We start from the raw sequence: 24763 nt of genomic DNA on the forward strand, positions 1-24763 counted from the left end.
CCGCGGGGTGACCGTGCGGGGACTGGTCTGGCGCTCCCACATGGACCGGATGTCGTTCTCCAAGGAGGAGAACCGCGCCCTCGACGCCGAGATCGAGCACGGCGGCGGCGAGGTCATCCTCGACCAGCGGGTGCGCCGGGGCGGCAGCCACCACCAGAAGTTCGTCGTCCTCCGCCATGACCAGGACCCCACCCGCGACGTCGCGTTCATCGGGGGCATCGACCTGTGTCACGGCCGCCGCGACGACGCCACGCACGCCGGTGACCCGCAGCCGCTGCCGATGGCCGCGGCCTACGGCCCCCGACCGCCGTGGCACGACGTCCAGCTGATGCTGCGCGGCCCGGCCGTCGGCGTGCTGGACACGGTGTTCCGGGAACGCTGGGAGGACCCGACCAGCCCCGACGTCGACCACCCGATCGCCTGGGTGCGCGACAAACTGCACCACGCCCGGTTGAAGGGCGATCCGCTCCCCCCGCAGCTGCCCCCGCCACCGCCCTGCGGCCCGATGCTCGTGCAGAGCCTGCGGACCTACCCCGCCGTCCGGCCGCCCTACGACTTCGCGCCGGCCGGCGAGCGGTCGGTGGCCCGCGGCTACTCCAAGGCGATCAAGCGGGCCCGCCGGCTGGTGTACCTCGAGGACCAGTACATGTGGTCGGCGGAGGTGGCGCGGCTGTTCGCCGAGGCGCTGGCCGACAACCCGCAGCTGCACCTGGTCGTCGTCGTGCCGCGGGTGCCCGACCAGGACGGCGCGGTCGCCCAGCGGTCCCAGTACGTCGGCCGCTGGCAGGCGCTGGAGATGTGCCGGCGGGCGGGCCGCAACCGGGTGCACGTCTTCGACGTGGAGAACCACGAGGGGACGCCGGTCTACGTGCACGCGAAGGTCTGCGTGGTGGACGACGTGTGGGCCAGCGTGGGCAGCGACAACTTCAACCGGCGGTCCTGGACCCACGACAGCGAGCTCTCCTCCGCCGTCCTGGACACCACCCGCGACCCGCGCGAGCCCCGGGACCCGGCCGGCGCGGGCGACGGCGCCCGGGTGTTCGCCCGGGACCTGCGGTTGGAACTCGCCCGCGAGCACCTGGACCGCGCTCCCGGCGGCAGCGAGGACGCCGACCTGCTCGACCCCGACGAGTTCGTGGCCGCGCTGGAGGCCTCGGCCGCGGCGCTGGAGCAGTGGCACGCCGGTGGCCGGCAGGGGCCGCGCCCGCCCGGACGCCTGCGCCCGCACCGCACCGAGCGGTTGTCGCTGCCGACGCGGCTGTGGGCCACGCCGGTCTACCGCCTCCTCGACGACCCCGACGGCCGCCCCCTGCGGCTGCGCCTGGCCAAGCGCTTCTGACCCGCGTCCCGGCGCTCGGCCACCCTCGCCGGACAGCGCACCGTCAGCCGACCGCTGCCCGGGAGCCGGGCATCTCCTCCCCGGAGGCTCGTGCTCTGCCCACCCTGATGGGCAGAGCACGATGGGCGACCCCGCAGTACACCTCTCCTGACGCTCGTGCTCTGCCCGGGACTGTGGGCAGAGCACGAGCTTCCACAGACGGAGGTGTTCGCTCGCCCGCGATGCGCGGCACCCCGAGCCTCGTCGCCATGAGCAGGACCCACCTCGGCGGCTGGCTGCGCCGGATCCGCCGCGCGGCCGACCTCTCGCAACGTGAACTGGCGACACGGATCGGCGTCTCGAAGTCCGCGGTGGCCGCGGCGGAGAGCGGCCGCGGAGGCCTGGACGTACGCGTCCTCGCACGCGCGGCCGAGGTGGCGGAACTGCGACTGGTGCTCGTCGACGCGCAGGGTCAGGAGCTGCCGGGTATGGACCCCGACGCCGTCCGGGACACCGCCGGTCGGCTGTACCCGGCGCATCTGGACACGCGGTACGGCGACGAGGGCTGGTGGCACGACGGGCACCGCTACAGCCGCGACCGGGTCTGGTACACGTTCGACCGCAGTCGGAACCGGCGCGACGCCCGGCGAGGCGACACCGGAGCGCCCGACGACCACCAGCTCCCGCGGGCCGGCGACGCGCCGTGGGTACGCGCCGCGGCGCGGCGTCAGGCGCAGTGGGAGGAACGGGAGGCCGAGCGACAGCGGAGGTTCCTCGCAGGCGAGCTGAGCAGCATCGACGTGGGCTTCGACTGCACCTGCCCGCCGGAGTGCGACGAGATCGACGACGGCAACGGCAAGCCGGTCCACGCACTGGACTGCCCGTGTGGCTGCGACCTGGGGTGACCCGCTGCTACCGTGGGGGCGTGCGCGGCTGCCTCCTGCTTACCCGCCGCGGCGAGGCCCTCTCCTAGGTCGGCCCCCTCGCCGCGGAGTCCGCGCGTCCCCGGCGCCGCTGACCGCCCCACCGGAGCTGAGTCCAGCCCGCGCCAGAGGAGCGAACCCCGTGAGCAGGAGCATGAGCGACAACCACCCGCACGTCCGGAACCCCCAGCAGCCCTCAGGCATGCCGATCCACCGCTACGCGCCGTTCACCCCGATCGTGCTGCCCGACCGCACCTGGCCCGACACGGTCACCACCGTGGCCCCCCGCTGGTGCGCCGTCGACCTGCGGGACGGCAACCAGGCACTGATCGACCCCATGACGCCCGACCGCAAGCGGCGGATGTTCGAGCTGCTGGTCCGCATGGGCTACAAGGAGATCGAGGTCGGCTTCCCGGCGGCGAGCCAGACCGACTTCGACTTCGTCCGCCAGCTCATCGAGGACGACCTGGTACCCGACGACGTCACCATCCAGGTGCTGACGCAGGCCCGGGACGAGCTGATCGAGCGCACCTACGAGTCGCTGCGCGGGGCCAAGCAGGCGATCGTCCACCTGTACAACTCGACGTCCACCCTGCAGCGGCGCGTGGTCTTCAACTCCGACCGCGCCGGCATCGTCGACATCGCCGTCCACGGCGCGCAGGTGGTCCGCAAGCTGGCCGAGCAGATGACCGGCACCGAGATCTTCTTCGAGTACTCGCCGGAGTCCTTCACCGGCACCGAGCTGGACTTCGCCGTCGAGGTCTGCAACGCCGTCACCGACGTCTGGGAGCCCACCCCCGACCGGCCGACGATCATCAACCTGCCGGCGACGGTGGAGATGGCCGAGCCGACCGTCTACGCCGACCAGATCGAGTGGATGCACCGGAACCTGGGCCGCCGCGACGCCGTCGTGCTCAGCCTGCACCCGCACAACGACCGCGGCACCGCCGTCGCCGCCGCCGAGCTGGGCTACCGCGCCGGCGCCGACCGCATCGAGGGCTGCCTGTTCGGCAACGGCGAGCGCACCGGCAACGTCGACCTGGTCACCCTCGGCCTGAACCTGTTCAGCCAGGGCATCGACCCGCAGATCGACTTCTCCGACATCGACGAGGTGCGCCGCACCGTCGAGTACTGCAACCAGCTGGGCGTCCACGAGCGGCACCCCTACGGCGGCGACCTGGTCTACACGGCCTTCTCCGGCTCCCACCAGGACGCGATCAACAAGGGCTTCAAGGCGCTGGAGGCCGACGCGCGGGCGGCCGAGAAGCCGGTCGAGGACATGCCCTGGGCGGTGCCGTACCTGCCCATCGACCCCAAGGACGTCGGCCGCAGCTACGAGGCCGTGATCCGGGTGAACAGCCAGTCCGGCAAGGGCGGCGTCGCCTACATCATGAAGACCGAGAACCACCTGGACCTGCCCCGCCGGCTGCAGATCGAGTTCAGCGCCGTCATCCAGCGGCACACCGACGACGAGGGCGGCGAGGTGACCGCCCAGCAGATGTGGACCGCCTTCTCCAGCGAGTACCTGCCCGACCCGGACGCGCCCTGGGGCCGCTTCTCGCTGGCCGGGCACCGGCACACCGCGCACGGCGAGCAGCTGGACGAGATGGTCGTGGAGCTCGTCGACAACGGCGTCCCGGTCACGGTCGAGGGCCGCGGCAACGGCCCGATCGCTGCGTTCGTCGAGGCGCTGCGGTCCGTCGACGTCGACGTCCGGGTGCTCGACTACGCCGAGCACGCCATGTCCGCCGGCGGTGACGCCCGGGCCGCGGCCTACGTCGAGTGCGCCGTGGGTGACCGGGTGCTGTGGGGCGTGGGCATCGACCCGAACATCGTCAGCGCGTCGCTGCGCGCGGTCGTCTCGGCGGTGAACCGGGCCCAGCGGTAGGAATTCCCGGGTGAGGGCGTGGGACCACGCCCTCACCCGGACCCTGCCGGGACATCATCCGAGGATGTCGCAGCTGACCCCCTACCTCGTCGTGCGTGACGCCCGAGCGGCGATGGCGTGGTACGCCGACGCGCTCGGCGCCCGCGTGGTGGGCGACCCCTACGTCTCCGACGACGACCGCATCGGCCACGCCGAGCTCGACGTCGGCGGCGCCACCCTCTACCTGGCCGACGAGCACCCCGAGCTGGGCCTGACCGGGCCGGACACCGGGCGGGTGAGCGTCTCGCTGCACCTGGCCGTGCCCGACGTGGACGGCGCCGTGGCCCGCGCGGCCGCCGCCGGGGCGACCGTCGAGCGAGAGCCGGCCGACGCGCCGTACGGGCGCACCGGCGTCGTCCTCGACCCGTTCGGCCACCGCTGGATGCTGCAGACCCCCGCCGGGTCGCCGGCCGCCTCCCGCCCGCCGGTGCGGCCCGGCGACACCGTCTACCTCACCCTGCGCGTGCCCGACGGCGCCCGCGCCCGCGACTTCTACGAGGCCGTGCTGGGCTGGTCGATGAGCCCCGGGCGGGTCGAGGACGGCTGGGAGGACCAGGCGGTGACCCCCATGGTCGGCATCGGCGGCGGCGCGGCGCACGACGCCGGCGCAGTGCCGATGTACGCCGTCGACGACATCGAGGTCGCCGTCGCCGCCGTGCGCACCGCCGGCGGGCAGGCCGGGGAGGTCGAGCGCCAGTCCTACGGGCTGTCCGCGTACTGCCGCGACGACCAGGGCCTGCCGTTCTGGTTGGGCCAGCTGGGCTGAGTCAGCCGCCGGGGACCGAGCGCGGCGGCTCCTCCGGCGGGGCGTCGCCAGGCTCGTCCCCGCGGTAGAGCACGTCCTGGTGCCCGCCCTCGCCGAGCTCGTCGACCAGCAGCAGGTCGCGGCGGACGTGCCGGCGGCGGTAGGCCACCCGGCTGATCATGTGCGCGCTCACCGGGGCGGTCAGCAGCTGGAAGGCGGCGACCAGCAGCAGCATCCACGTCGCCGACCAGCCGCTGAGCCGGATCGCCGCGCCGACCATGATCAGCAGCACGCCGAGGACCTGCGGTTTCGTGCCGGCGTGCATCCGGGTGAGGACGTCGGGGAAGCGCACCAGCCCGAGCCCGGCGGTGAGGCAGAGGAAGGCGCCGGCCAGCAGGCAGGCGACCGCCACGACGTCGGCCGGGCCGTTCACGGCCGCCCCTCCCTCTCCTCGGCGGCGACCGGCAGGCCGAGGTCCCGGCCGTCGTCGGTGCGGGCGCGCAGGAGCATCCCGCCCACGTAGCGGGCCACCGACACGGAGCCGACGAAGGCCAGCAGCGAGACGACGACCAGCACCGGCACCACCGTGGGGTTCCGCTCGAGCGCGGCGTACACCGCCAGACCGGCGGAGATGATGACCAGCAGCGTGTCGGTGGCGACCACGCGGTCCAGCAGTGACGGGCCCTGGGCGAGCCGGACCAGCGCCAGCAGCGCGCCCCCGCCGACGAACGCGTACAGCACGTACGCCACGACGGTCACCGGGCCCCCTCGAGGGCGACGAGGTCGGCCGCCGAGCCGAACGCCCGGACCAGCCGGGTCTCGGTGCGCAGGACGTCCTCCTTCTCGCGCGCCACGGCCTCGTGGTCGCGCACGTGCAGCAGGTGCACGGTGATCAGGCGCTCCTCCCGGTCGAGGTCGAGCACCAGCGAGCCGGGGACCAGCGACGTGGCCTCGGCCACCATCGTCAGCAGCAGGTCGGAGTCGGCCCGCAGCCGGACCCGAACGATCGCCGACTGCCCCGCGCCGCCGGGCCGCAGGGCGACCCAGGCGACCTGCGCGGCGGAGACGACCAGGTCGGTGGCGAAGTGTCCGAGGAACACGAGCATCGGCACGAGGCGCACGCGGACGCCGCCGACGACGTGCGGCAGGGGCAGCAGCACCAGGACCGCCAGCGCCACCACCAGCCCGCTGACGACGTTGGCCCAGGACCACGTGCCCCACAGCAGGATCCAGACCAGGACGAGCCAGGCGACCAGCGGCACCTGGTGCCGCAGCCGCGTCGCCGTGGGTTCCACGCTCACGGGCTCACCCCCGGGCCGAGCACCGTGGAGACGTACGGGGTGCGCTCCAGCAGGTCCTCGGCGGCGCGGTCGGCGATGCCGTAGAGCGGGCCGGCCAGGAAGGTGAGCGCCACGGTGACCGCGGCCAGCGCGGCGGTGGCCGCGACCATCGTCGTCGGCAGCGGGCGCAGGGCGCGGACGCCGGCGGCCGCCGGGGGCAGGTCCGGCTCGGCGGCGGTGGCCACGCGCGTGTGCCGCCGCCAGGCGACCTGGAACGGCGTCCGCGCCCCGCCGCCGTCGGGGGACGGGCCGCCGTCGGGCGTCCTGCCCCCGCCCGATCCGGCGTCGGCCGCGGCGGCGGCCGCGGTGTCGTCGGCGGGTGACTGGGTCGGGGACCGCCAGAAGGCGCGGGTCCAGACGCGGGCGATCGCCAGGAGCGTCAGCAGGCTCGTGACCACCCCGCCGGCGACCAGCAGCATCGCCAGGGAACTGCCGTCGGCGACCCCGGCGTGCAGCAGGCCGAGCTTGCCGATGAAGCCCGACAGCGGCGGGATGCCGGCCAGGTTCATCGCCGGCACGAAGAAGAGGATCGCCAGCAGCGGGGAGCGCCGGGCCAGCCCGCCCAGCTTGTCCACCGAGGTGGTGCCGCCCTGCCGCTCGACCAGCCCGGCGACCAGGAACAGCGTGGTCTGGATGGCGATGTGGTGGGCCACGTAGAAGACCGCACCGGCCAGACCGGCCGTCGTCCCCAGGGCGATGCCGAACACCATGTAGCCGATGTGGCTGACCAGCGTGAACGACAGCATGCGCCGCAGGTCGGTCTGCGCCACCGCGCCGAGGATGCCGATCACCATCGTGGCCAGCGCCGCCCACATCAGCAGGTCGTCCAGAGCCCCGTCGGGGAACAGCAGGGTCTGGGTGCGGATGATCGCGTAGACGCCGACCTTGGTGAGCAGGCCGGCGAACACCGCGGTCACCGGCGCCGGCGCGGTCGGGTAGCTGTCGGGCAGCCACGCCGACAGCGGGAACACCGCGGCCTTGATGCCGAACGCGATGAGCAGCATCGACTGCAACAGCACCTGGGTGCCCTCGGGCAGCTCGCCCAGCCGCACGGCGAGGTCAGCCATGTTCACCGTGCCCGTCGCGGCGTAGACCAGCCCGATCGCGGCGAGGAAGACCAGCGAGCTGGTCAGGCTGACGATGACGTAGGTGATGCCGCCGCGGATGCGCGGGGCCGTGCCGCCGAGGGTCAGCAGCACGTAGGAGGCCATCAGCAGGATCTCGAAGCCGACGTAGAGGTTGAACAGGTCCCCGGCGAGGAAGGCGTTGCTCACGCCCGCGACCAGCACGAGGAACGTCGGGTGGAAGATCGACAGGGGCGTGTCCTCCTGCCCGTCGGCGGCGCCCTGGCCGACGGCGAACACGAGGACGGCCAGGGCCACGGTGGAGGCGACCACCAGCATCAGCGCCGAGAGCCGGTCGACGACCAGGACGATGCCCAGCGGGACCGGCCAGCCGCCGACGGAGACCGAGACGGGGCCGTCGGCGTCCGCGATCAGCAGCAGGGTCACCGAGACCGCGAGCACCGCGGTGAGGACGGCGAGGCTGAGGATCCGCTGCGTCCGCGGGTGGCCGGAGGTCAGCAGCGCGACGGCCGCGCCGAGCAGCGGCAGGAGGACCGGCAGGGGCGTGAGGACGCTGGTCACCGGGCTCCCGTCCCGGCGGGCAGGTCGACGTCGTCCGCGGGCAGGTCCTCGGTGTCGGGGCCGTGCAGGCTGTCGGCGTGCCCGGCCGCGCGGTCGTCCGGGTCCAGGTCGTCGGGGTCGAGCTCGTCGACGTCCGGGCCCGAGCGTGCAGCGACGCGGCGGTCCTCCTCGTCGGTGCCGACGACCTCCTGGTGCACCAGCCGCCAGGAGCGGTGGATCATCGCGAGCACGAACGCCGAGACGCCGAAGGTGATGACGATGGCGGTCAGGATGAGCGCCTGCGGCAGCGGGTCGTTCATGTCCTCCGGGTCGGAGTAGCCGAGGATCGGCGCGAGCCCGGCCGGCCCGCCGGCCGAGAGCAGCAGCAGGTTGGTGGCGTTGCCCAGCAGCAGGAAGCCCAGCAGGACGCGGGTGAGGCTGCGGTCGAGGAGCAGGTACACGCCCGCCGCGTAGAGGCCGCCGATGATCACCGGCAGCACGACGGTCGGGGTCATCGGACCACCATCTCCCCCGGGGTCAGTTCGATCGGGTCGTCCTCGTCCTCCTGGCGGTCCAGCTCGGCGCCCAGGCTGCGCAGGACGTCGAGGACCAGCCCGACGACGATGAGGTAGACGCCGATGTCGAAGAACAGCGAGGTCACGAGCTTGACGTGGCCGAGCACCGGCAGGTCGAACTCGAGGATCGCGGTCTGCAGCACCTCGGCGCCGAGCAGCAGGCCCCCCACGCCGGTGCCGCCGGCGAAGACCAGCCCGGCGCCCAGCAGCAGGCCGGGGGCGACCGGGGCGGCCTCACCGAGCTCGTAGCGGCCGCCGGCGAGGTAGCGCAGCACGAGGGCCAGGCCCGCCACCAGGCCACCGGCGAAGCCGCCCCCGGGCTCGTTGTGCCCGGAGAACAGCAGGTAGAGCGAGAAGACCATGATCGTGTGGAACAGGATCCGGGTGATGACCTCGAGCACCACGGAGCGGCGAGCCGGGTCGAGGACCGCGGTCGCGGCCAGCCACCGGTCGCGGGGCGCCCGGCCGCCGCGGCGGCGCTTGGCCTCGAGCGCGGCGCTGGTGATGCGCTCGACGCCGCCGGTGCGCCCGCGCAGGAAGACCAGGCTGGCCACGCCGGTCGCGGCGACGACCAGCAGCGAGATCTCGCCGAGGGTGTCCCAGGCGCGGATGTCGACGAGGGTGACGTTGACGATGTTCTTGCCCCCGCCGAACTCGAACGCCTCCTCGGGGTAGGCGGCCGACACCGGGATCGCGGTGCGCGCCGACAACGCGACCGCCCCCACGGCGGCCATGAACGCCCCGACGCCGACCGCGATCACCCCGCGGACGGCGCGCTCCCGGGGCCGGTGCCGCTCGGTGATGTCCTTGGGCAGCTTGCGCAGCACGAGGACGAAGACGACGAGGGTGAGGGTCTCGACGAGGAACTGGGTGAGCGCGAGGTCCGGCGCGCCCTGCACCACGAACAGGACCGCGGCCCCGTACCCGGTCACGCCGACGACGAGGACGGCCGACAGCCGCTGCCGGATGCGCAGGGCCAGCAGCGCCGCGGTGACGACGACGACGCCGACCATCGCCTGCACCGGGGTGTCCCAGGCCCGCCACTCCCCCGGCCACGGCGCCCGGGTCAGCAGGATCGTGCCCGGCAGCGCCAGGACGACGACGAGGATCGTGCCCAGGTAGGCCGGCAGCGAGCCGCGCTGGGTGGTGCCGGTGACCAGGACGGCGAGCCGGTCGATGCCCTGGACGACGTTCCAGTAGCCCTCGTCGGCCGATGCCCCGACCGCGATCCGCCGCTGCAGCCGGTTCAGCGGCGCGCGGGCGGCGAACAGCGCGGCGCCGCCGAGCAGCGTGATCGCGGTGAGGGCGAGCGCCGGCTGCAGCCCGTGCCACAGCGCCAGCTCCTCGTACTCGGGCGCGAGCAGGGGCAGCGACTCGGCGTAGGAGCCGACCAGCGGCTCGAGCAGGGGGCTGGCCGGCCCGAGGACGAACCCGGCCAGCGCGAGCACGGCGGGCGCGACGAGGAACAGCGGGCCCGGCGGGTGCGCAGGCACGGTCTCGGGCACGCCGGGCTTGCGGGCGAAGGCGCCCCACAGGAAGCGGAAGGTGTAGGCCGCGGTGAGCACCGAGCCGACGACCAGCCCGGTGAGCTCGAACGCGGCCGCGGTGCGGGAGGGCAGGCCGCCGTCCAGCAGCGCGGTGAACGCCGCCTCCTTGCCGACGAAGCCCAGCAGCGGTGGGACGCCGGCCATCGAGGCACCGGCGAGCAGCCCGACCCCGGCGACCACGGGGAGCCGCCGGCCCAGGCCGGACAGCTTGCGCAGGTCGCGGGTCCCGGTGGCGTGGTCGATGACGCCGACGGTGAGGAACAGCGCGGACTTGAACAGGGCGTGGGCGATGGTCATCGCCAGGCCGGCCGCGGCCAGTTCCCGGCTGCCGGCGCCCACCAGGACCATGAGGAACCCCAGCTGGCTGACGGTGCCGAAGGCCAGCAGGAGCTTGAGGTCGTTCTGGCGCAGCGACCGGTAGCCGCCGACGAGCATCGTGGCCAGCCCGAGCCCGAGCACGACCGGCCGCCACCCGGGGATCTCGGCGAACCCGGGCGCCAGCCGCGCGACCAGGTAGATGCCGGCCTTCACCATCGCCGCGGCGTGCAGGTAGGCGCTGACCGGCGTCGGCGCCTCCATCGCGGCGGGCAACCAGAAGTGGAACGGGACCATCGCCGACTTGGTGACGGCCCCGGCCAGCACCAGCGCCGTCCCGGCGACCATGCCGGTGCCGGTGCCGGGGTCGGCGACGACCTCCGACAGCAGGTACGAGCCGCTGGCCTGCCCGATCATGATCAGCCCGACGAGCATGGCCAGCCCGCCCGCGGTGGTGAGGACCAGCGCCTGCGACGCCGCCCGCCGCGCGGCCAGCCGCCGTCCGGAACCGCCGATGAGAAGGAAGGAGAAGACGGTGGTCAGCTCCCAGAAGACGTACAGGAGCAGCAGGTCGTCGGCGAGGACCAGGCCGAGCATGGAGCCGGCGAACGCGACGAGGGACCCGGCGAACCGGCCGGTGCCCTCGTCACCGGGCTCGAAGTAGCGGGCGCAGTAGACCAGGACCAGCGCGCCCACCCCGGTGACCAGCGCGGCGAAGGCCAGCGCGAGGGCGTCGAGCCGCAGCGCGACGTCGAGGTCGAGGGCGGGGATCCACGGCACGGTCTCACGGACGTCCTCCCCGCCGAGGACGGTGCCCAGCTGGGCCAGGGCCCAGACGAACGCCGCGGCGGGCACCAGCGCGAGGACGAGGAACGCCTGCCGCCCCCACCACCGCACGAACACGGGCGCGAGCACGCCGGCGAGCAGGTGGAGGAGCAGCAGAACAAGCACGGGTCTCCCGGGAGTCGAAGGGCGGCTCGGGGACCACAGACGTCGGTCGTCGACGGCCGGCGGTGAGGCCGAGCTTACCTGCCCGGCCGGACCAGGCCGCTCTCGTAGGCGAAGGCCACCGCCTGGACGCGGTCCCGCAGCCCCAGTTTCAGCAGTACCCGGCTCACGTGCGTCTTGACCGTCGCCTCGCCCAGGTACAGCCGCGCGGCGATCTCGGCGTTGGTCAGCCCGGCCGCGACCAGCGCGAGGACGTCGGTCTCCCGCTCGGTGAGCCGGTCCAGCGCGCCGGCCCGCTCGGGGTCGGGAGACGGGGCGGCGGCGAAGCTCTCGATGACCCGCAGCGTCACCGCCGGGTCGAGCAGCCCCTGCCCGGCCGCGACGGTGCGCACCGCCGCGACCAGGTCCTCCGGCGGGGCCACCTTGAGCAGGAACCCGCTGACCCCGGCCCGCAGCGCCGCGGCGACGTACTCGTCCTCGTCGAACGTGGTCAGCACGATGATGCGGGTCGGCAGGTCCGCGGCGGCCAGCCGGCGGGCGGCCTCGAGCCCGTCCACGCCCGGCATGCGGACGTCGAGCAGGACGACGTCCGGCCGGGTCTCGGTCACCACCCGGACACCGGCCGCGCCGTCGGCCGCCTCGCCGACCACCTCGATGTCGGGCTCGGCAGCGAGCACCATCCGCAGCCCCGTGCGCACCATGGCCTGGTCGTCGACGAGCACCACCCGGATGGTCACGCCCCCACCTCCGCCGGGGTGGCCGGCACCGCGAGCGGGAAGGTGGCCCGCACCCGGTAGCCACCGCCGCGGACCGGCCCCACCTCCAGGCGCCCGCCGGCGACCGCCACCCGCTCGCGCATGTGCAGCTGCCCGTGCCCGCCGCTGCCGGTTGGTGGTTCGGCGCTCATCCTGGGCCGGCCGTCGTCGGTGACGGTGACGGTGACCGCACCCGGCGCGTAGCCGACCGACACCCGGGTCGCGGCGGCTCCGGCGTGCCGGACGACGTTGGACAGCGCCTCCTGCACCACGCGGACGGCGGAGACGTCGACCAGCTGCGGCAGCTCGACCGGCTGCCCGGTGACGGTGAGCTCGACGGGCATGCCCGCGGCGCGGAGCTCGTCGAGGACGGCGTCCAGGCGCGACAGGGACGGTTGCGGGGCGGGTGCGGCCGCCTCCCCGCCCACCCCCTCGCGGAGGATGCCGACCACCCGGCGCATCTCGTCGACGGAGTCCCGGCCGAGCCGCTCCAGGCCGAGCAGCACCTCCTGGGCCTCGGGGTGGTCGGGCAGCAGCCGGCGCAGCCCGCCCATCTGCAGCACCATCACGCTGACGGAGTGCGCGACGGAGTCGTGCACCTCGCGGGCGATGCGCGCCCGCTCGGCCACGACCGCGGCACCGGCCACCGCCTCCTGCTGATCGGTCAGCCGCGCGGCGAGCACCTGCAGCTCGCGGGCCCGCTCGCGCGACTGCCGGACCAGCACGCCGACGCCCCAGGCCGTGCCCGTGACGAGCAGGTAGAAGACGCTCTCCCACGTCGACGGCCCGAACGCGACGCCGGAGACGACCACGACCAGCGTCGCGACCGCGGCGGCGCGCAGCCCGCGCCGGACCGGCAGGACGGCAGCGGCGTGCCCGACGAGCACCGCCATCCCGACGAGCTGGGCGCCCCCGGGGCCGGGCGTGCCCAGCGCGTAGTTGCCGAGGACGCTCAGCCCGCCGAGGACCGCGGCCGGCTCGAGCCACCGCGCACCGGCCGCCACCAGCACACCGACGGCGACGCCGGGCAGCGCGGTGACCAGCGGGAAGGAGAAGGTCTCGTCGATGGCGGTCTCCACGACCGCGAGCAGGGCGAGGAGCAGCCCGACGGCCGGCCAGACGAGCCGGCGCGCGGACGGGGCGGTGGACCAGCGGGGCACGGCCAGCACGCTAGGGGCCGCGGGGAGCCTCCGGGATCCCCCGCGCGGCCGATGGACGGAGCCGTGTCCTCCCCCGCACGGCGGAGGGCGGTCGGTCCGCCACGACGGACGCGCAGGTCAGGCCCCCGTTCCTAACTTTCTCGTCGACACCGCACCGAGGCGGTGCACCCGACCTGACGAGGAACGATGACCACCTCCCCGCTCCCCACCCGCACCCCCGCCGCCGGCGCCGAGGCGCGGCCGGCCCGCAGTGCGGGCTCCCTGATGCTCACGATCGCCGGTGGCGCCCTGGTCGCGGGCTCGCTGCTCTACGTGGCCGGCATGGCCACCTCGCCGCCGCAGGCCTCGCCGGCCGACGCCGACTACATCGCCTCGCTGGCCCGCGACGAGGGGCAGACGGCGCTGTCGGCGCTGCTGCTGCACTACGGCAACCTGGCGGCGGGCCTGGCCTGGCTGGCGGCGCCCGTGCTGGTCCGCGGCGTGCGCGGCCGCATCCCGACCGTCGTCGGGGCGCTGATGTCCGCCCTCGGCCTGGTCACGGTGGCCGGTCTGGTCCTCTTCGACTTCTGGACCGGCGGCATCGGCCGGGAGCTGCCCGCCGACACCGCGCTGGCGCTGTTCGGGTCGGTGCAGGGCTCGGCGGCCGTGGGTGTCATCGGCACCGTGACGCTGCTGGGCCTGCTCGGTCCGCTCGTGGGCCTCACGGGCCTGGCGCGGGCCGGTGTCATCAGCTGGTGGCTGCTGGTCCCGGCCGTGGTCTGCCTGGCCCTGTCGGCGGCGCTGACCTTCAGCCCCCTGCTGTACGCCGGCTTCGCGCTGGTCGGGGCCGTCCCGCCGGTGGTCGTCGGCCTGCGGATGATCGCCCGCCGCCGCGCCGAGCAGTCCGCCGCCTGACCGGACGCCGACAGACGCCCGCCGGCCGCGCCGGCTGCGCCAGCCGACACCAGTCCCTTTCCGGGATGCTCGTGCTCTGCCCACCACGGTGGGCAGGGCACGAAGTCCTGCCCGGCGCTGGCCCTCACGGGATGCTCGTGCTCTGCCCAGCACCGTGGGCAGAGCACGAGCATCTGCGGGAGGAGTACCCGGCTGCGGGGCCGGCGGCGGCGCAGCGGCCCCGCGATGCGGCTCACCCCTCGGCGAGCTCCGCGGCCTCCAGCCAGTCGCTCTCGACCTGCTCCTTCTCGGCGAGCACGCTCCGCAGTCGCTCGTCGAGCTCGAGCACCTTCGTGTGGTCGGTGGCCGCGGCGGCGAGCTGACCGTGCAGCCGCTCCTCCTCGGCGGCGAGCTTCTCCAGGCGCCGCTCCAGGCGAGCGGCCTCCTTGCGGGCGGCCCGCACGTCCCCGGCCGAGCGGGCCGGCGCGGCGTCCGGGGCCGGCGCGGACGCCGCCGTCCCGCCGGAGCCGGAGCCGGTGCCGGAGCCGGCCGACGACAGCTGGGCCTCCCCCGCCGCCCGGCGCGCCAGGTACTCCTCCACCCCGCCGGGCAGGGCGGCCAGCGAGCCGTCGCCCATGAGCGCGACCACCGAGTCGCACACCCGGTCGACGAAGTACCGGTCGTGGCTGACCACCAGCACCGTGCCCGGGAAGCCGTCGAGCAGGTCCTCGAGCGCGGTCAGCGTGTCGATGTCGAGGTCGTTGGTCGGCTCGTCGAGCAGCAGCACGTTCGGCTCGGCCATGAGCAGCCGCAGCAGCTGCAGCCGCCGTCGCTCGCCGCCGGAGAGGTCCCCCACCGGCGTCCACTGCCGGGACGCCGGGAAGCCGAACCGCTCGGCCAGCGAGGACGCCGAGATCTCCTGGTTGCCGATCCGGGCGATGCGGGCGACCTCCTGCACCGCCTCGAGCACCCGCAGCCGCCCCGGCAGCTCGGTCACGTGCTGGGAGAGGTACGCCGGCGCGACGGTCTGACCGCGGACCACCCGGCCGCGGTCGGGCTCGGTCTCACCCACCAGCAGCCGCAGCAGCGAGGTCTTGCCGGCGCCGTTGACCCCGACGATGCCGATCCGGTCACCGGGACCGACGTGCCAGGTCAGGTCGCCGAACAGGGTGCGCGGGGGCGTGCCGGTCACCGGGTCGCCGGGGACGGCGTAGTCGACGTCCTCCACGTCGTACACGGTCTTGCCCAGGCGGCGGGCGGCGAAGCCGGCCAGCGCCATGGAGTCCCGCGCCGGCGGCTCGTCGGCGATCAGCGCCTGCGCGGCCTCGATGCGGAAGCGGGGCTTGCTGGTGCGCGCGGGCGGCCCGCGGCGCAGCCAGGCCAGCTCCTTGCGGACCAGGTTGAGCCGGCGCTCCTCGGTGACCGCGGCGATCCGCGCCCGCTCGGCGCGGGCCAGGGTGTACGCCGCGTAGCCACCCTCGTAGGCGTGCACCGCGCCGTCGGCGACCTCCCACGTCGTGGTGCACACCTCGTCGAGGAACCACCGGTCGTGGGTGACGACGACCAGCGCGCCGACCCGGCGCTTGACGTAGTCGGCGAGCCAGGCGACCCCCTCGACGTCGAGGTGGTTGGTGGGCTCGTCGAGGACCAGGAGGTCCAGTGGGCGGACCAGCTGGGCGGCCAGCGCGACCCGGCGGCGCTCACCGCCGGACATCGGGGCCACCGGCGAGTCCAGGCCGAGGCGGTCGAGCTCCAGGCCGGTCAGCACGCTGCGGACGGCGGGGTCGGCGGCCCACTCGTGCTCGGCGGCGAACAGGCTGGGTGGGAGGACGACGTCGCGGATCGTCGCCCCCGGCGGCAGCGTGCCGGACTGGTCGAGCACGCCCAGCGCCAGGTCGCCGCGGCGGGTGACCCGACCGGTGTCGGGTTCCTCGCGGCCGGTCAGGACGCCGAGCAGCGTGGACTTGCCGCTGCCGTTGCGGCCCACCACGCCGATCCGCTCACCGGCGGCGATGCCGAGGGAGACGTCGTCGAGCAGCACGGTCGTGCCGTGTGCCTTGTGCACCCGCTCGAGGTTGACCAGGTTGAGGGGTGCGCTCATCGGTCGCTGGGAGAGGTCATGGGATCCCCAGTATCCGCCCCGCACCCAGCGGCTCGCCCTCAGGCCAGGCGGGTGACCTCGACGGTGACCGTGTGCCCCTCGCTGCCCGGCCCGGAGAAGATGCCCTTGAACGGCGGGACGTCGCCGTAGTCGCGGCCCCGCCCGAGGGTGACGTGCCGGTGGGCCACCTCGACGGCGTTGGTCGGGTCGAAGCCGCACCAGCCGCCGTCCCACCACTCCACCCAGGCGTGGCTCTCACCGGTCACGGTCTGCCCCACCCCGGCCTCCCGCTTGGGGTGCAGGTAGCCGGAGACGTAGCGCGCCGGCAGCCCGAGCGCGCGCAGCAGGCCGACGGTGACGTGCGAGATATCCTGGCAGACGCCCTTGCCCGACCGCCACGCCTGCATGGCGTTGGTCTTCACGTTGGTGGAACCCGACAGGTACTCCATGCGCTCGCGCACCAGCCGGCAGACCGCGGCGGCGGTCTCGTGCGGGCCGGCGTCGCCCACCGCGGCCCGGACCTCGGCCACGACGTCCTCGTCGATGGCGGTGAGCGCGGTCGGGGCCAGCAGCTCACCGAACCGGTCGCGCACCTGCGGCCCGCGCAGCTGCGCCCAGCCGGCGTGCTCGTGTTCGGCGGGCTCGGGCCCGGCCTCGACGATGGACGTCCCGGTGACCACGAGCTCGGTGTGCGGGGTGTGCAGGTCGAAGGCGGTGACCGTCGAGCCCCAGTAGTCGCGGTAGGGGAAGGCGGTGGCGCCGGGCTCGATCTCCACCCGCGAGCGCAGCGTGGTCTGCCGGGTGCTGTTCTCCGGGGTCAGCCGCGCCTCGTTGTACGACGACCGCACCGGGCCGCCGTACCGGAAGCGGGTCCGGTGCACGACCTGGAGCCGCCAGCGGTCGCCCGGCGGCCGCGGGCCGGACCGCTGGGTCTGGGTCAGCCCGCCGAGGGTCTGGGTCTGGCCGCCGGGCGTCTGGCTCTGCGTCTGGCTCACGCCACCCCCTCCGGGACCCACACCTGCGGGGCCTGCTCGGTGAAGAACCGGTTGGTCACCGCGGCGCTGGCCAGGGAGCAGGTCCGTTGCAGCTCCTCCAGCCGCGCCGGCAGCTCGCCCAGGAGCTCGGGGGTGCTCATGAACTCGAGCATGGTGCGCGCCCGCCCCACGATGCGGTGTGCCTCGCCGGCGACCCCGATCCGGGTGGCGTCGCGGACCGGGGAGCGCTCCAGCTCGGCCAGGCACGCCTCGGCCTGCTCGAGCGCGGCGAACACCGAGCGGGGGAACAGCCGGTCCAGCAGCAGGAACTCCGAGGCGCGGCTGGAGTCCACCATCCCGCGGTAGGTGCGCAGGTAGGGCTCGTAGGCGCCGGTGGAGCGCAGCACCAGGGTCCACGACGGCGCGGCGTCGCCGGCCAGGACGCGGGTGGAGATGATGCGGGCGGTCATGTCCACCCGCTCCAGCGAGCGGCCGAGGATGAGGAACAGCCAGCTCTCGTCGCGGCTCATCGTGGAGTCGGCCAGCCCGAACACCATCGCCGAGCGCTCGCGGACGAACCGGAACAGCGAGTGCGGGCCGTACCGCCGGGCCATCGTCCGCTGCTGCGGCAGCGCGTTGTGGGTGACGTTGAGCGACTCCCAGATCTCGGCGGAGAGCACCTCGCGGGCGCCCCGGGCGTTCTCCCGCGCCGCCGACAGCGCCCCGACGATCGAGCTGGGGCTGGCCCGCTCGAACGCCAGCGTGGCCAGCACCCGCTCGGTGTCGGCCTCGTCGTCGGGCACCTGGGCGCCCATGAGCGACAGCAGCGTGGCGCAGGCGCTGCGCTCGTCGATCCACGGGTCCTCGACCAGCCGCTGGGTGTGCACGTCGAGGATGCGGGCGGTGTCGTCGGCCCGCTCCACGTAGCGACCGATCCAGAACAGGGACTCCGCGATCCGGCTCAGCATGCCGACGTCCCCTCTCGAACAGCCTTTGTGGCCACTTTGGCCCCCGGGTCGGGGGCCAAAGTGGCCACAAAGGCCGGGTCCTCCATCTGCTGCTGTTGCTGGGACTGGTCGACCAGGACGTCGCCGGCCGGCCCGGGGTCGGGTGCCGGTGACTCCTCGGCCAGGTCGGCGGTGGTGAACTCGATCCGGGTGAGGTCGGCCGCGGGCTCGTCGGCCTCCGCCGCCGGCCGGGGCGGGCTGAGCACCCAGGTGTCCTTGGAGCCGCCGCCCTGGCTGGAGTTGACCACCAGCTCGCCCTCGGGCAGCGCCACGCGGGTGAGCCCGCCGGGCAGCACCCACACCTTCTCGCCGTCGTTGACCGCGAACGGCCGCAGGTCCACGTGCCGCGGGGCGATCCGCCCACCGACCAGCGTCGGGCAGGTGGAAAGGCCGATCGGCTTCTGCGCGATCCAGTCCCGCGGGCGGGCGCGGACCTTGACGGCCAGCTCCTCGAGGGTCCGCTCGTCGGCGCGCGGGCCGATGACGATGCCCTTGCCGCCGGAGCCGTCGACCGGCTTGAGCACCAGCTGGTCCAGCGAGTCCAGCACCCACGCGACGACGTCCGGCTCGTCGAGCCGGTAGGTGTCGGCGTTGGCCAGCAGCGGCTCCTCGGCCAGGTAGTAGCGGACGAGGTCGGGCACCCAGGTGTAGAGCAGCTTGTCGTCGGCGACGCCGTTGCCGACGGCGTTGGCGATGGTGACCCGGCCGGCGCGGGCGGCGTTGAGCAGGCCGGCGCAGCCGATCACCGAGTCGGGGCGGAAGTGCACCGGGTCGAGGAACTCGTCGTCGATGCGGCGGTAGATGACGTCGACGCGGCGCTGGCCGTCCGTCGTCCGCATGCTGACCTGGTTGCCCGCGCAGACCAGGTCGCGGCCCTCGACCAGCTCCACGCCCATCTGGCGGGCCAGCAGCGCGTGCTCGAAGTAGGCGGAGTTGTAGACGCCCGGGGTGAGGACGACGACCGTCGGGTCGGCCACGTTGGACGGCGCCGACGCCTTGAGGGCCGCCAGCAGCCGGGTCGGGTAGTCGGCGACCGGCTGGATGCGGTGGTCGGCGAACAGCTCGGGCAGCACCTGGCTCATCGCCGCCCGGTTGGTGATGACGTAGCTGACGCCCGACGGGGAGCGCAGGTTGTCCTCGAGCACCCGGAAGTCGCCGGCCTCGTCGCGGACCAGGTCGATGCCCGACACGTGCACGCGCACCCCGTTGGGCGGCACCAGCCCGTGCGCCTGCCGGTGGAAGTGCGCGCTCGTGGTGACGACGCTGCGCGGAACCACCCCGTCGGCGAACACCTGGCCCGCGCCGTAGACGTCGGCCAGGAACGCCTCCAGCGCCAGCACCCGCTGGGCCACGCCGCGCTCGATGAGCGACCACTCCTCGGCGCCGATGACGCGCGGCACGATGTCGAGCGGGAACGGCTGCTCCTCCCCGGCGTGGGCGAACGTGACGCCGGCGTCGCGGTAGGTCTGGGACAGCACATCGGCGCGGGCGGAGAGCTCCTCCCCCGCCATCGGCTGCAGCGAGGTGTGCAGCCCGGAGTAGGCCGGACGCGGCTGGCCGACCTCTCCGAACATCTCGTCCCACTGCTGCCCGAGGGGGTAGCCGTCGAAGAGGTCCGCCATGGCGACGAACCTAGTTCCGCTGCGTGTCCGGCGCGTTTCGGTGCAGGTCGGCACGGGGTTGCGCGACGGCCACGCCCAGCCAGGGGCGCAGCGCGCCGCCCGAGAGCAGCCGGCCGACCCGGCGCGACTGCTCCTGCGCCTCCATCCAGCGGGGGTCCGAGCCGTGCCGGCGGGCCACCTCGGCGTCGACGGCGTCGGCGCGCTGCGACCACTCGGCCGGGCTGTCGCCGAGGTCGGCGGTGGCGGTCCCGACCAGCCGCAGCCCGGCGTCCTCGAGGAGACCGAGCAGCTCCTCCTCGCCGGGGAACTCGTTGCCCTCCGGCAGGGGCGGGGGCAGCGGGCGCTCGGCGACGAAGACCAGCAGGCCCAGCCGCCCGCCGTCGCGCAGCACCCGCCGCAGCTCGGCCAGTGCCGCGGCCTTGTCCGAGGTGGTGCACAGGACGCCGAGGCACCACGCGGCGTCGAACACGCGGTCGGCGAAGGGCAGCTGCTGGGCCACCGCGGTGACCGACGGGAGGCCGAAGAGCCGGGCGGAGGCGCCCGCGGCGGCGTGCATCGGCTCGGCGCAGACCGCCCGGACCCCGCGCTCGGCGGCCAGCCACCCGGCCGGCCCGCCGACACCGGCGCCGTCGTCGAGCACCCGGCTGTCCGAGGTGAGCTCCAGCCGGTCGGCCAGCCAGCGCAGCGCGCCCTCGCTGCCACTCCCCCGGCAGCCGGCCGGGATCGCGTGGCCGGGCCCGAGCTCGCGGACCGCCTCCTCGGTCCACCGCGCGACGGTGCCGAACTCGGCCTCCATCGCCTCGCTCGCCAGCTCGCTCATGCGGCCCCCTCCCTGATCGTGGCGGCCACCTCGGCCTTGACCTGCGCACCGGCGTCCTCACCGTCGGCCGACGCCAGGCCGGAGAGGTTCACCCCCACCACCCCGGGGACGGCGAGCAGCGCCCGCGCCTCGGCGACGGCGGTGGCGATCCCCGCCTCCCGCGGATCGGCCGCGGCCAGGACCCGCGCCACGGCGTCGTCGTCGACCTGCAGGCCGGGGAAGCGCTGGAGCACGCGGGCCGAGTGCTCGTCGGTGTAGACCGCGACCGCGGCGACGAACGGCAGCGTGGCCCCCGCGGCCCGGGCGGCGGCGACGAACCGGGCCACCTGCGCCGGCGTCCGGACGTGGTTGAGCACGCACACCTGCGCACCGGCCCGCTGCTTGTCGGCGACCCGCGCCGGGCGCAGGTGGACCGGCGGCGCGGCCGGCGACTCCGGGACGGCGACCGGCAGCCCGGCGGCCGCAGCCAGCTCGGTCAGCCGGGGGCCGTCGAGGTCGAAGACCTGGGTGACGCCGGGCCGGACGCCGGGACCGCGGGCGTCGCCGGTCACGCACAGGACGGCGCCGACGCCGACCGCGGCCAGCCCGGCCACCTCCTGCTCGAGCACCACACGGTTGCGGTCACGGCAGGCCAGCGTCGTCCACGGCCGGCCGCCCGCGTCGAGCACCTCGGCGGCCAGGAGGGTGGGCGGCAGGTCGGGGCGGTTGGCGTGCTCACCGGCCAGGAGCCCGTCGGAGACCGGCCCGAGCACCCCGACGACGCGGCGCAGCGCCGTCCGGTCGAACGGCGGCACGCTGAGGTCGCTGAGGACCAGCGGGGCGGCGCCGGCCCGCTCGAGGACGCTGCCGGGCGGGGGCGTCGCGGACCGCGGCGTCCCGGGCCAGGCCGGCGCGGGCTCGTCGAGGAAGACGCAGCGGTGCTCGGCGACCTCGCAGCGCTCGTCGGCCCGGACCCCGCCGCACGGCCCGAAGACCATGCGCTTGGGGCATCCCGGCCGGCGGGCGTCGTCGTCCACGGCCGGACCCTGACCCCGGCCGTCGCCGTCCAAACCCGCCGAGATCCCGTGATCTCGCACGCCGGCACGCCCGCAACCGTCGGACACCGCCGATCTCCGCCGATCTCCGCCGGGAGGGAAGACATCGGGCCAACGGAGCGCTACAGTCCCCGCTAGTTGAGCCCTCAACCAAGGAGGCCGGCATGCCTGCCGTGACCGTCGAGGACACCACCGCCCTGCCCCGCGTGCCCGTGCCCGCTCCGGGCACGGTGCGCCGCCGGGTCCGCTCGGTGACCACCGCACCGTCCGGGTTCGAGGGCGAGGGCTTCCCCGTCCGCCGCGCCTTCGCCGGGGTGGACCTGCGCGACCTGGACCCGTTCATCCACATGGACCAGATGGGCGAGGTCGAGTACGCGCCGGGTGAGCCCAAGGGCACCTCCTGGCACCCGCACCGCGGCTTCGAGACCGTCACCTACATCATCGACGGCACCTTCGAGCACGCCGACTCCCACGGCGGCGGCGGCACGATCAGCAACGGCGACACCCAGTGGATGACCGCCGGCGGCGGCGTCCTGCACATCGAGCGGCCGCCGGAGCACCTGGTGGTCAGCGGCGGGCTGTTCCACGGCCTGCAGCTGTGGGTGAACCTGCCCAAGGCGCAGAAGTGGGTGGAGCCGCGCTACCAGGACCTGCGGGCGGAGGAGTCGGTGCTGCTGGCCAGCCCGGACGCCGGGGCCTTCCTGCGGGTCATCGCCGGCGACGTGGCGGGCCACCGCGGGCCGGGCGCCACCTACACGCCGATGGCCATGGTGCACGCCACGATCGCCCCCGGCGCGACCCTCGACCTGCCGTGGCGGCCGGACTTCAACGCGCTGGTCTACGTGCTCTCCGGTGCGGGGTCGGTCGGCGTCGACGCGCACCCGGTGCGCACCGGCCAGCTCGCCGTCTTCGGCCCGGGCGACACGATCACGGTCTCCGGGGCGGTCAACCAGGAGTCCCGGACGCCGGCGCTGGACGTCGTCGTCCTGGGTGGGGCGCCGATCCGCGAGCCGATCGCCATGTACGGGCCGTTCGTCATGAACACCCGCCAGGAGGTCATGGACGCCTTCACCGACTTCCAGGCCGGCCGGCTCGGCAGCATCCCCGCGCAGCGCGTCCCGCACGCCGGCGTCCGGGGCGAGACCGGCCAGTGACCCCGTCCCCGGTGGCGGCTACCGCGCCGCCACCGGGGCCTGCATGCTGGCCGTGACCGGAACCGACGGAGGGACCGCCGTGCCCGTCTTCCCGCCCATGCCCCTGGCCGAGTGGGCCGACACCAAGGAGACCGTGCACCGGTTCCTGCAGGTCGTCGGCAAGCTGCGCCTGGCCAACGCGCCGCGGCGCAACCACTGGTGGCACATCCCGTTCCACCTCACCGGCCGCGGCCTGACCACCCGCCCGATGGGCTTCGACCCGGTGTTCGCCGTCGACCTGGACCTCGTCGACCACCGGCTGGAGATCGCCGTCGCGGACGGCCGGCGGACGTCGTTCCCGCTGCCGGGGCTGAGCGTGGCGGCGTTCTACCGCCAGCTGCTCGGCAGCCTCGCGGACCTCGGCCTGCCGGCCACCGTCGACCTCCCCGTGCCGTTCGACCTCGCCGACCGCACGCCGTTCGCCGAGGACGAGCACCACGCCTCCTACGACCGCGACCGGGTGACCCGCTACTGGCTCGTCCTGGGCCAGGTGGCGCAGGTGCTCGAGGAGTTCGCCGGCCGCAGCTACGCGAAGACCAGCCCGGTGCACCACTTCTGGCACACCTTCGACATCGCCGTCACCCGCTTCTCCGACCGGCGGGTCGACCAGCCCCCGCAGGTCGACCCGGTCACCCGCGAGGCCTACTCCCACGAGGTCATCAGCTCCGGCTTCTGGTTCGGCGACGACCAGGTCCCCGAGCCGGCGTTCTACTCGTACACGGCGCCGGAGCCGCCCGGCCTCGCCGACGAGCCCCTGCGGCCCGCCGCGGCCCGGTGGATCGAGAGCCGCGGGGCCCACCTGGCCCTCCTGCCGTACGAGGCGGTGCGGACCGCGGCCGACCCGCGGGGCGTCGTCCTCGAGTTCCTGGAGAGCGCCTACGTGGCCGGGGCCCGCCGCGCCGGCTGGGACCTGGCCGCGCTGCGGTGCCCGTCCGCGCCGGACCCCTCGTCGACCACCCCCGCAGTCGGAAGGCCCGCGTCATGAGCAACCTCGACCGTCGCCCGCCCGCCCAGGAGCTCGGCGGGCTGGAGGACACCCCGGCCGGCCCGGTGCTGGACCTGCTGCCCGGCAAGGAGGTGCTGCTCGGCGAGAGCACCCGCGTCCGCCGCCTGCTGCCGACGCTGGGCCGCCGGCTGGTCGGCGCCTGGGCGTTCGTCGACCACTACGGCCCCGACGACATCGCCTCCTCCTCCGGGATGCAGGTGGCGCCGCACCCGCACACCGGGCTGCAGACGGTGTCCTGGCTGCTCGAGGGCGAGATCCACCACCTCGACTCGCTCGGCAGCGACGCCGTCGTTCGGCCCGGGGAGCTGGCGCTGATGACCGCCGGCCACGGCATCGCGCACTCCGAGCAGTCCCCCGCGGTGCACCCGCGGTTCCTGCACGGGGCCCAGCTGTGGGTGGCCCTGCCCGAGTCCGCCCGCGAGATGGCACCGGCCTTCGCCCACCACCGTGACCTGCCCGGCTTCACCTCCGACGGGCTGACCAGCACGGTGCTCATGGGCTCCTTCGGCGGGGCGACCTCCCCCGGCACCGCGCACACCCCGCTGGTCGGCGCGGACCTCGACCTCGCCGCCGGCACCGACGTCGAGCTCCCGCTGGAGCCGGACTTCGAGTACGCCCTGCTCGCCTCGTCGGGCTCGGCCACGGTCGAGGAGGCCCCGCTGGAGCGCGGCGCGATGCTGTACCTCGGCACCGGACGGCGGTCGGTGCGGGTCCGCGCCGCCGAGGCCGGCCGCCTGCTGCTGCTGGGCGGGGAGCCGTTCGAGGAGCGGATCGTCATGTGGTGGAACTTCGTCGGCCGCACCGGCGAGGAGATCGCCGAGTACGCCGAGCGCTGGAACGCCGAGGACGAGCGCTTCGGCGCCGTGCTCGGCTGGGACGGCGAGCGGCTGCCGGCCCCGCCGCTGCCCCCGGTGTCCCTGAAGGCGCGCGGCCGGGTCCGCTGAGCGGGCACAAC

Annotated in this window: 22 protein-coding genes; 8 read left to right on the plus strand and 14 right to left on the minus strand. The window is 74.8% G+C overall.

The features are described from left to right. The 4 genes from ACI784_RS22600 to ACI784_RS22615 all read left to right on the plus strand — a co-directional run. Positions 1-1339 (plus strand): phospholipase D family protein (locus tag ACI784_RS22600; protein WP_457015003.1); only part of this gene is annotated, 1339 nt, incomplete at its 5' end. A 248-nt stretch (positions 1340-1587) separates the two neighbouring features. After that, positions 1588-2223 carry a helix-turn-helix domain-containing protein gene (locus ACI784_RS22605; RefSeq protein ID WP_457015005.1) on the plus strand — a complete coding sequence of 212 codons (636 nt, stop codon included), beginning with the start codon at positions 1588-1590 and terminating at the stop codon, positions 2221-2223. 160 nt (positions 2224-2383) lie between these two features. Continuing rightward, positions 2384-4129, plus strand: coding sequence for a 2-isopropylmalate synthase (leuA, locus tag ACI784_RS22610; RefSeq protein WP_456921372.1), 1746 nt, complete (start codon positions 2384-2386; stop codon positions 4127-4129). Between the two features lie 64 nt (positions 4130-4193). Next, the gene (locus tag ACI784_RS22615) at positions 4194-4934 is read left to right on the plus strand and encodes a VOC family protein (protein WP_457015007.1); all 741 of its coding nucleotides are present in this window, start codon (positions 4194-4196) and stop codon (positions 4932-4934) included. Position 4935: 1 nt separating this feature from the next. On the opposite strand, the gene mnhG is transcribed toward ACI784_RS22615, so the two are convergent. The 8 genes from mnhG to ACI784_RS22655 all read right to left on the minus strand — a co-directional run bounded on the left by mnhG (position 4936) and on the right by ACI784_RS22655 (position 13178). Next, entirely contained in the window at positions 4936-5346 is a 411-nt protein-coding gene (mnhG, locus tag ACI784_RS22620; protein WP_457015008.1) for a monovalent cation/H(+) antiporter subunit G, read from the minus strand. After that, entirely contained in the window at positions 5343-5672 is a 330-nt protein-coding gene (locus ACI784_RS22625; RefSeq protein ID WP_456921369.1) for a monovalent cation/H+ antiporter complex subunit F, read from the minus strand. Before ACI784_RS22625 ends, mnhG begins: the two co-directional genes overlap by 4 nt. Further along, complete coding sequence (locus tag ACI784_RS22630) at positions 5669-6214, minus strand: Na+/H+ antiporter subunit E (RefSeq protein WP_457015009.1); 546 nt, start codon at positions 6212-6214, stop codon at positions 5669-5671. Before ACI784_RS22630 ends, ACI784_RS22625 begins: the two co-directional genes overlap by 4 nt. Further along, positions 6211-7899: a Na+/H+ antiporter subunit D gene (locus ACI784_RS22635; protein WP_457015010.1), complete on the minus strand. Its 1689-nt coding sequence runs from the start codon at positions 7897-7899 to the stop codon at positions 6211-6213. Before ACI784_RS22635 ends, ACI784_RS22630 begins: the two co-directional genes overlap by 4 nt. Then, positions 7896-8393 carry a Na(+)/H(+) antiporter subunit C gene (locus ACI784_RS22640; RefSeq protein ID WP_456921366.1) on the minus strand — a complete coding sequence of 166 codons (498 nt, stop codon included), beginning with the start codon at positions 8391-8393 and terminating at the stop codon, positions 7896-7898. Before ACI784_RS22640 ends, ACI784_RS22635 begins: the two co-directional genes overlap by 4 nt. Then, complete coding sequence (locus ACI784_RS22645; protein ID WP_457015011.1) at positions 8390-11266, minus strand: Na+/H+ antiporter subunit A; 2877 nt, start codon at positions 11264-11266, stop codon at positions 8390-8392. Before ACI784_RS22645 ends, ACI784_RS22640 begins: the two co-directional genes overlap by 4 nt. A gap of 74 nt (positions 11267-11340) precedes the next feature. Continuing rightward, positions 11341-12000 carry a response regulator gene (locus ACI784_RS22650; protein WP_456921364.1) on the minus strand — a complete coding sequence of 220 codons (660 nt, stop codon included), beginning with the start codon at positions 11998-12000 and terminating at the stop codon, positions 11341-11343. Beyond that, entirely contained in the window at positions 11997-13178 is a 1182-nt protein-coding gene (locus tag ACI784_RS22655) for a sensor histidine kinase (RefSeq protein ID WP_457015012.1), read from the minus strand. Before ACI784_RS22655 ends, ACI784_RS22650 begins: the two co-directional genes overlap by 4 nt. 186 nt (positions 13179-13364) lie before the next feature. Here ACI784_RS22655 and ACI784_RS22660 point away from each other — a divergent pair, with 186 nt between their 5' ends. Continuing rightward, on the plus strand, positions 13365-14072 hold the full coding sequence (locus ACI784_RS22660; RefSeq protein ID WP_457015013.1) for a hypothetical protein: 708 nt from the start codon (positions 13365-13367) through the stop codon (positions 14070-14072). Between the two features lie 232 nt (positions 14073-14304). Here ACI784_RS22660 and ACI784_RS22665 read toward each other — a convergent pair whose 3' ends face one another. The 6 genes from ACI784_RS22665 to ACI784_RS22690 are packed head-to-tail and all read right to left on the minus strand — an operon-like array spanning position 14305 to position 21591. Then, positions 14305-16152 (minus strand): ABC-F family ATP-binding cassette domain-containing protein, encoded by a 1848-nt coding sequence (locus ACI784_RS22665; RefSeq protein ID WP_457015014.1) that lies wholly within the window; start codon positions 16150-16152, stop codon positions 14305-14307. Between the two features lie 59 nt (positions 16153-16211). Then, on the minus strand, positions 16212-17147 hold the full coding sequence (locus ACI784_RS22670) for a transglutaminase family protein (RefSeq protein ID WP_457015015.1): 936 nt from the start codon (positions 17145-17147) through the stop codon (positions 16212-16214). After that, the gene (locus ACI784_RS22675) at positions 17144-18094 is read right to left on the minus strand and encodes an alpha-E domain-containing protein (RefSeq protein WP_457015016.1); all 951 of its coding nucleotides are present in this window, start codon (positions 18092-18094) and stop codon (positions 17144-17146) included. The genes ACI784_RS22670 and ACI784_RS22675 overlap by 4 nt, the downstream gene beginning before the upstream one ends. Beyond that, positions 18088-19755: a circularly permuted type 2 ATP-grasp protein gene (locus tag ACI784_RS22680; RefSeq protein WP_457015017.1), complete on the minus strand. Its 1668-nt coding sequence runs from the start codon at positions 19753-19755 to the stop codon at positions 18088-18090. The genes ACI784_RS22675 and ACI784_RS22680 overlap by 7 nt, the downstream gene beginning before the upstream one ends. A 10-nt stretch (positions 19756-19765) precedes the next feature. After that, positions 19766-20575, minus strand: coding sequence for a class I SAM-dependent methyltransferase (locus tag ACI784_RS22685; RefSeq protein ID WP_457015018.1), 810 nt, complete (start codon positions 20573-20575; stop codon positions 19766-19768). After that, a complete protein-coding gene (locus ACI784_RS22690) occupies positions 20572-21591 on the minus strand; it encodes a methylenetetrahydrofolate reductase C-terminal domain-containing protein (protein WP_457015019.1) in 1020 nt (339 codons plus the stop codon). The genes ACI784_RS22685 and ACI784_RS22690 overlap by 4 nt, the downstream gene beginning before the upstream one ends. A gap of 182 nt (positions 21592-21773) precedes the next feature. Here ACI784_RS22690 and ACI784_RS22695 point away from each other — a divergent pair, with 182 nt between their 5' ends. The 3 genes from ACI784_RS22695 to ACI784_RS22705 are packed head-to-tail and all read left to right on the plus strand — an operon-like array spanning position 21774 to position 24752. Beyond that, the gene (locus ACI784_RS22695) at positions 21774-22763 is read left to right on the plus strand and encodes a pirin family protein (RefSeq protein WP_457015020.1); all 990 of its coding nucleotides are present in this window, start codon (positions 21774-21776) and stop codon (positions 22761-22763) included. Between the two features lie 52 nt (positions 22764-22815). Further along, positions 22816-23787, plus strand: a complete 972-nt coding sequence (locus ACI784_RS22700) for a DUF5996 family protein (protein ID WP_457015021.1) — start codon at positions 22816-22818, stop codon at positions 23785-23787. Continuing rightward, entirely contained in the window at positions 23784-24752 is a 969-nt protein-coding gene (locus tag ACI784_RS22705) for a pirin family protein (protein ID WP_457015022.1), read from the plus strand. The genes ACI784_RS22700 and ACI784_RS22705 overlap by 4 nt, the downstream gene beginning before the upstream one ends. The last annotated feature ends 11 nt before the right edge of the window (positions 24753-24763 follow it).

It is taken from the genome of Geodermatophilus sp. SYSU D01186 (assembly GCF_054050215.1).

Excerpts from the sequence above, each read along its gene's own strand:
- ACI784_RS22605 (WP_457015005.1), top strand. The coding sequence starts at position 1,588 with ATGAGCAGGACCCACCTCGGCGGCTGGCTGCGCCGGATCCGCCGCGCG.
- ACI784_RS22615 (WP_457015007.1), top strand. The coding sequence starts at position 4,194 with ATGTCGCAGCTGACCCCCTACCTCGTCGTGCGTGACGCCCGAGCGGCG.
- ACI784_RS22640 (WP_456921366.1), bottom strand. The coding sequence starts at position 8,393 with ATGACCCCGACCGTCGTGCTGCCGGTGATCATCGGCGGCCTCTACGCG.
- ACI784_RS22660 (WP_457015013.1), top strand. The coding sequence starts at position 13,365 with ATGACCACCTCCCCGCTCCCCACCCGCACCCCCGCCGCCGGCGCCGAG.
- ACI784_RS22665 (WP_457015014.1), bottom strand. The coding sequence starts at position 16,152 with ATGAGCGCACCCCTCAACCTGGTCAACCTCGAGCGGGTGCACAAGGCA.
- ACI784_RS22675 (WP_457015016.1), bottom strand. The coding sequence starts at position 18,094 with ATGCTGAGCCGGATCGCGGAGTCCCTGTTCTGGATCGGTCGCTACGTG.
- ACI784_RS22680 (WP_457015017.1), bottom strand. The coding sequence starts at position 19,755 with ATGGCGGACCTCTTCGACGGCTACCCCCTCGGGCAGCAGTGGGACGAG.
- ACI784_RS22685 (WP_457015018.1), bottom strand. The coding sequence starts at position 20,575 with ATGAGCGAGCTGGCGAGCGAGGCGATGGAGGCCGAGTTCGGCACCGTC.
- ACI784_RS22695 (WP_457015020.1), top strand. The coding sequence starts at position 21,774 with ATGCCTGCCGTGACCGTCGAGGACACCACCGCCCTGCCCCGCGTGCCC.
- ACI784_RS22705 (WP_457015022.1), top strand. The coding sequence starts at position 23,784 with ATGAGCAACCTCGACCGTCGCCCGCCCGCCCAGGAGCTCGGCGGGCTG.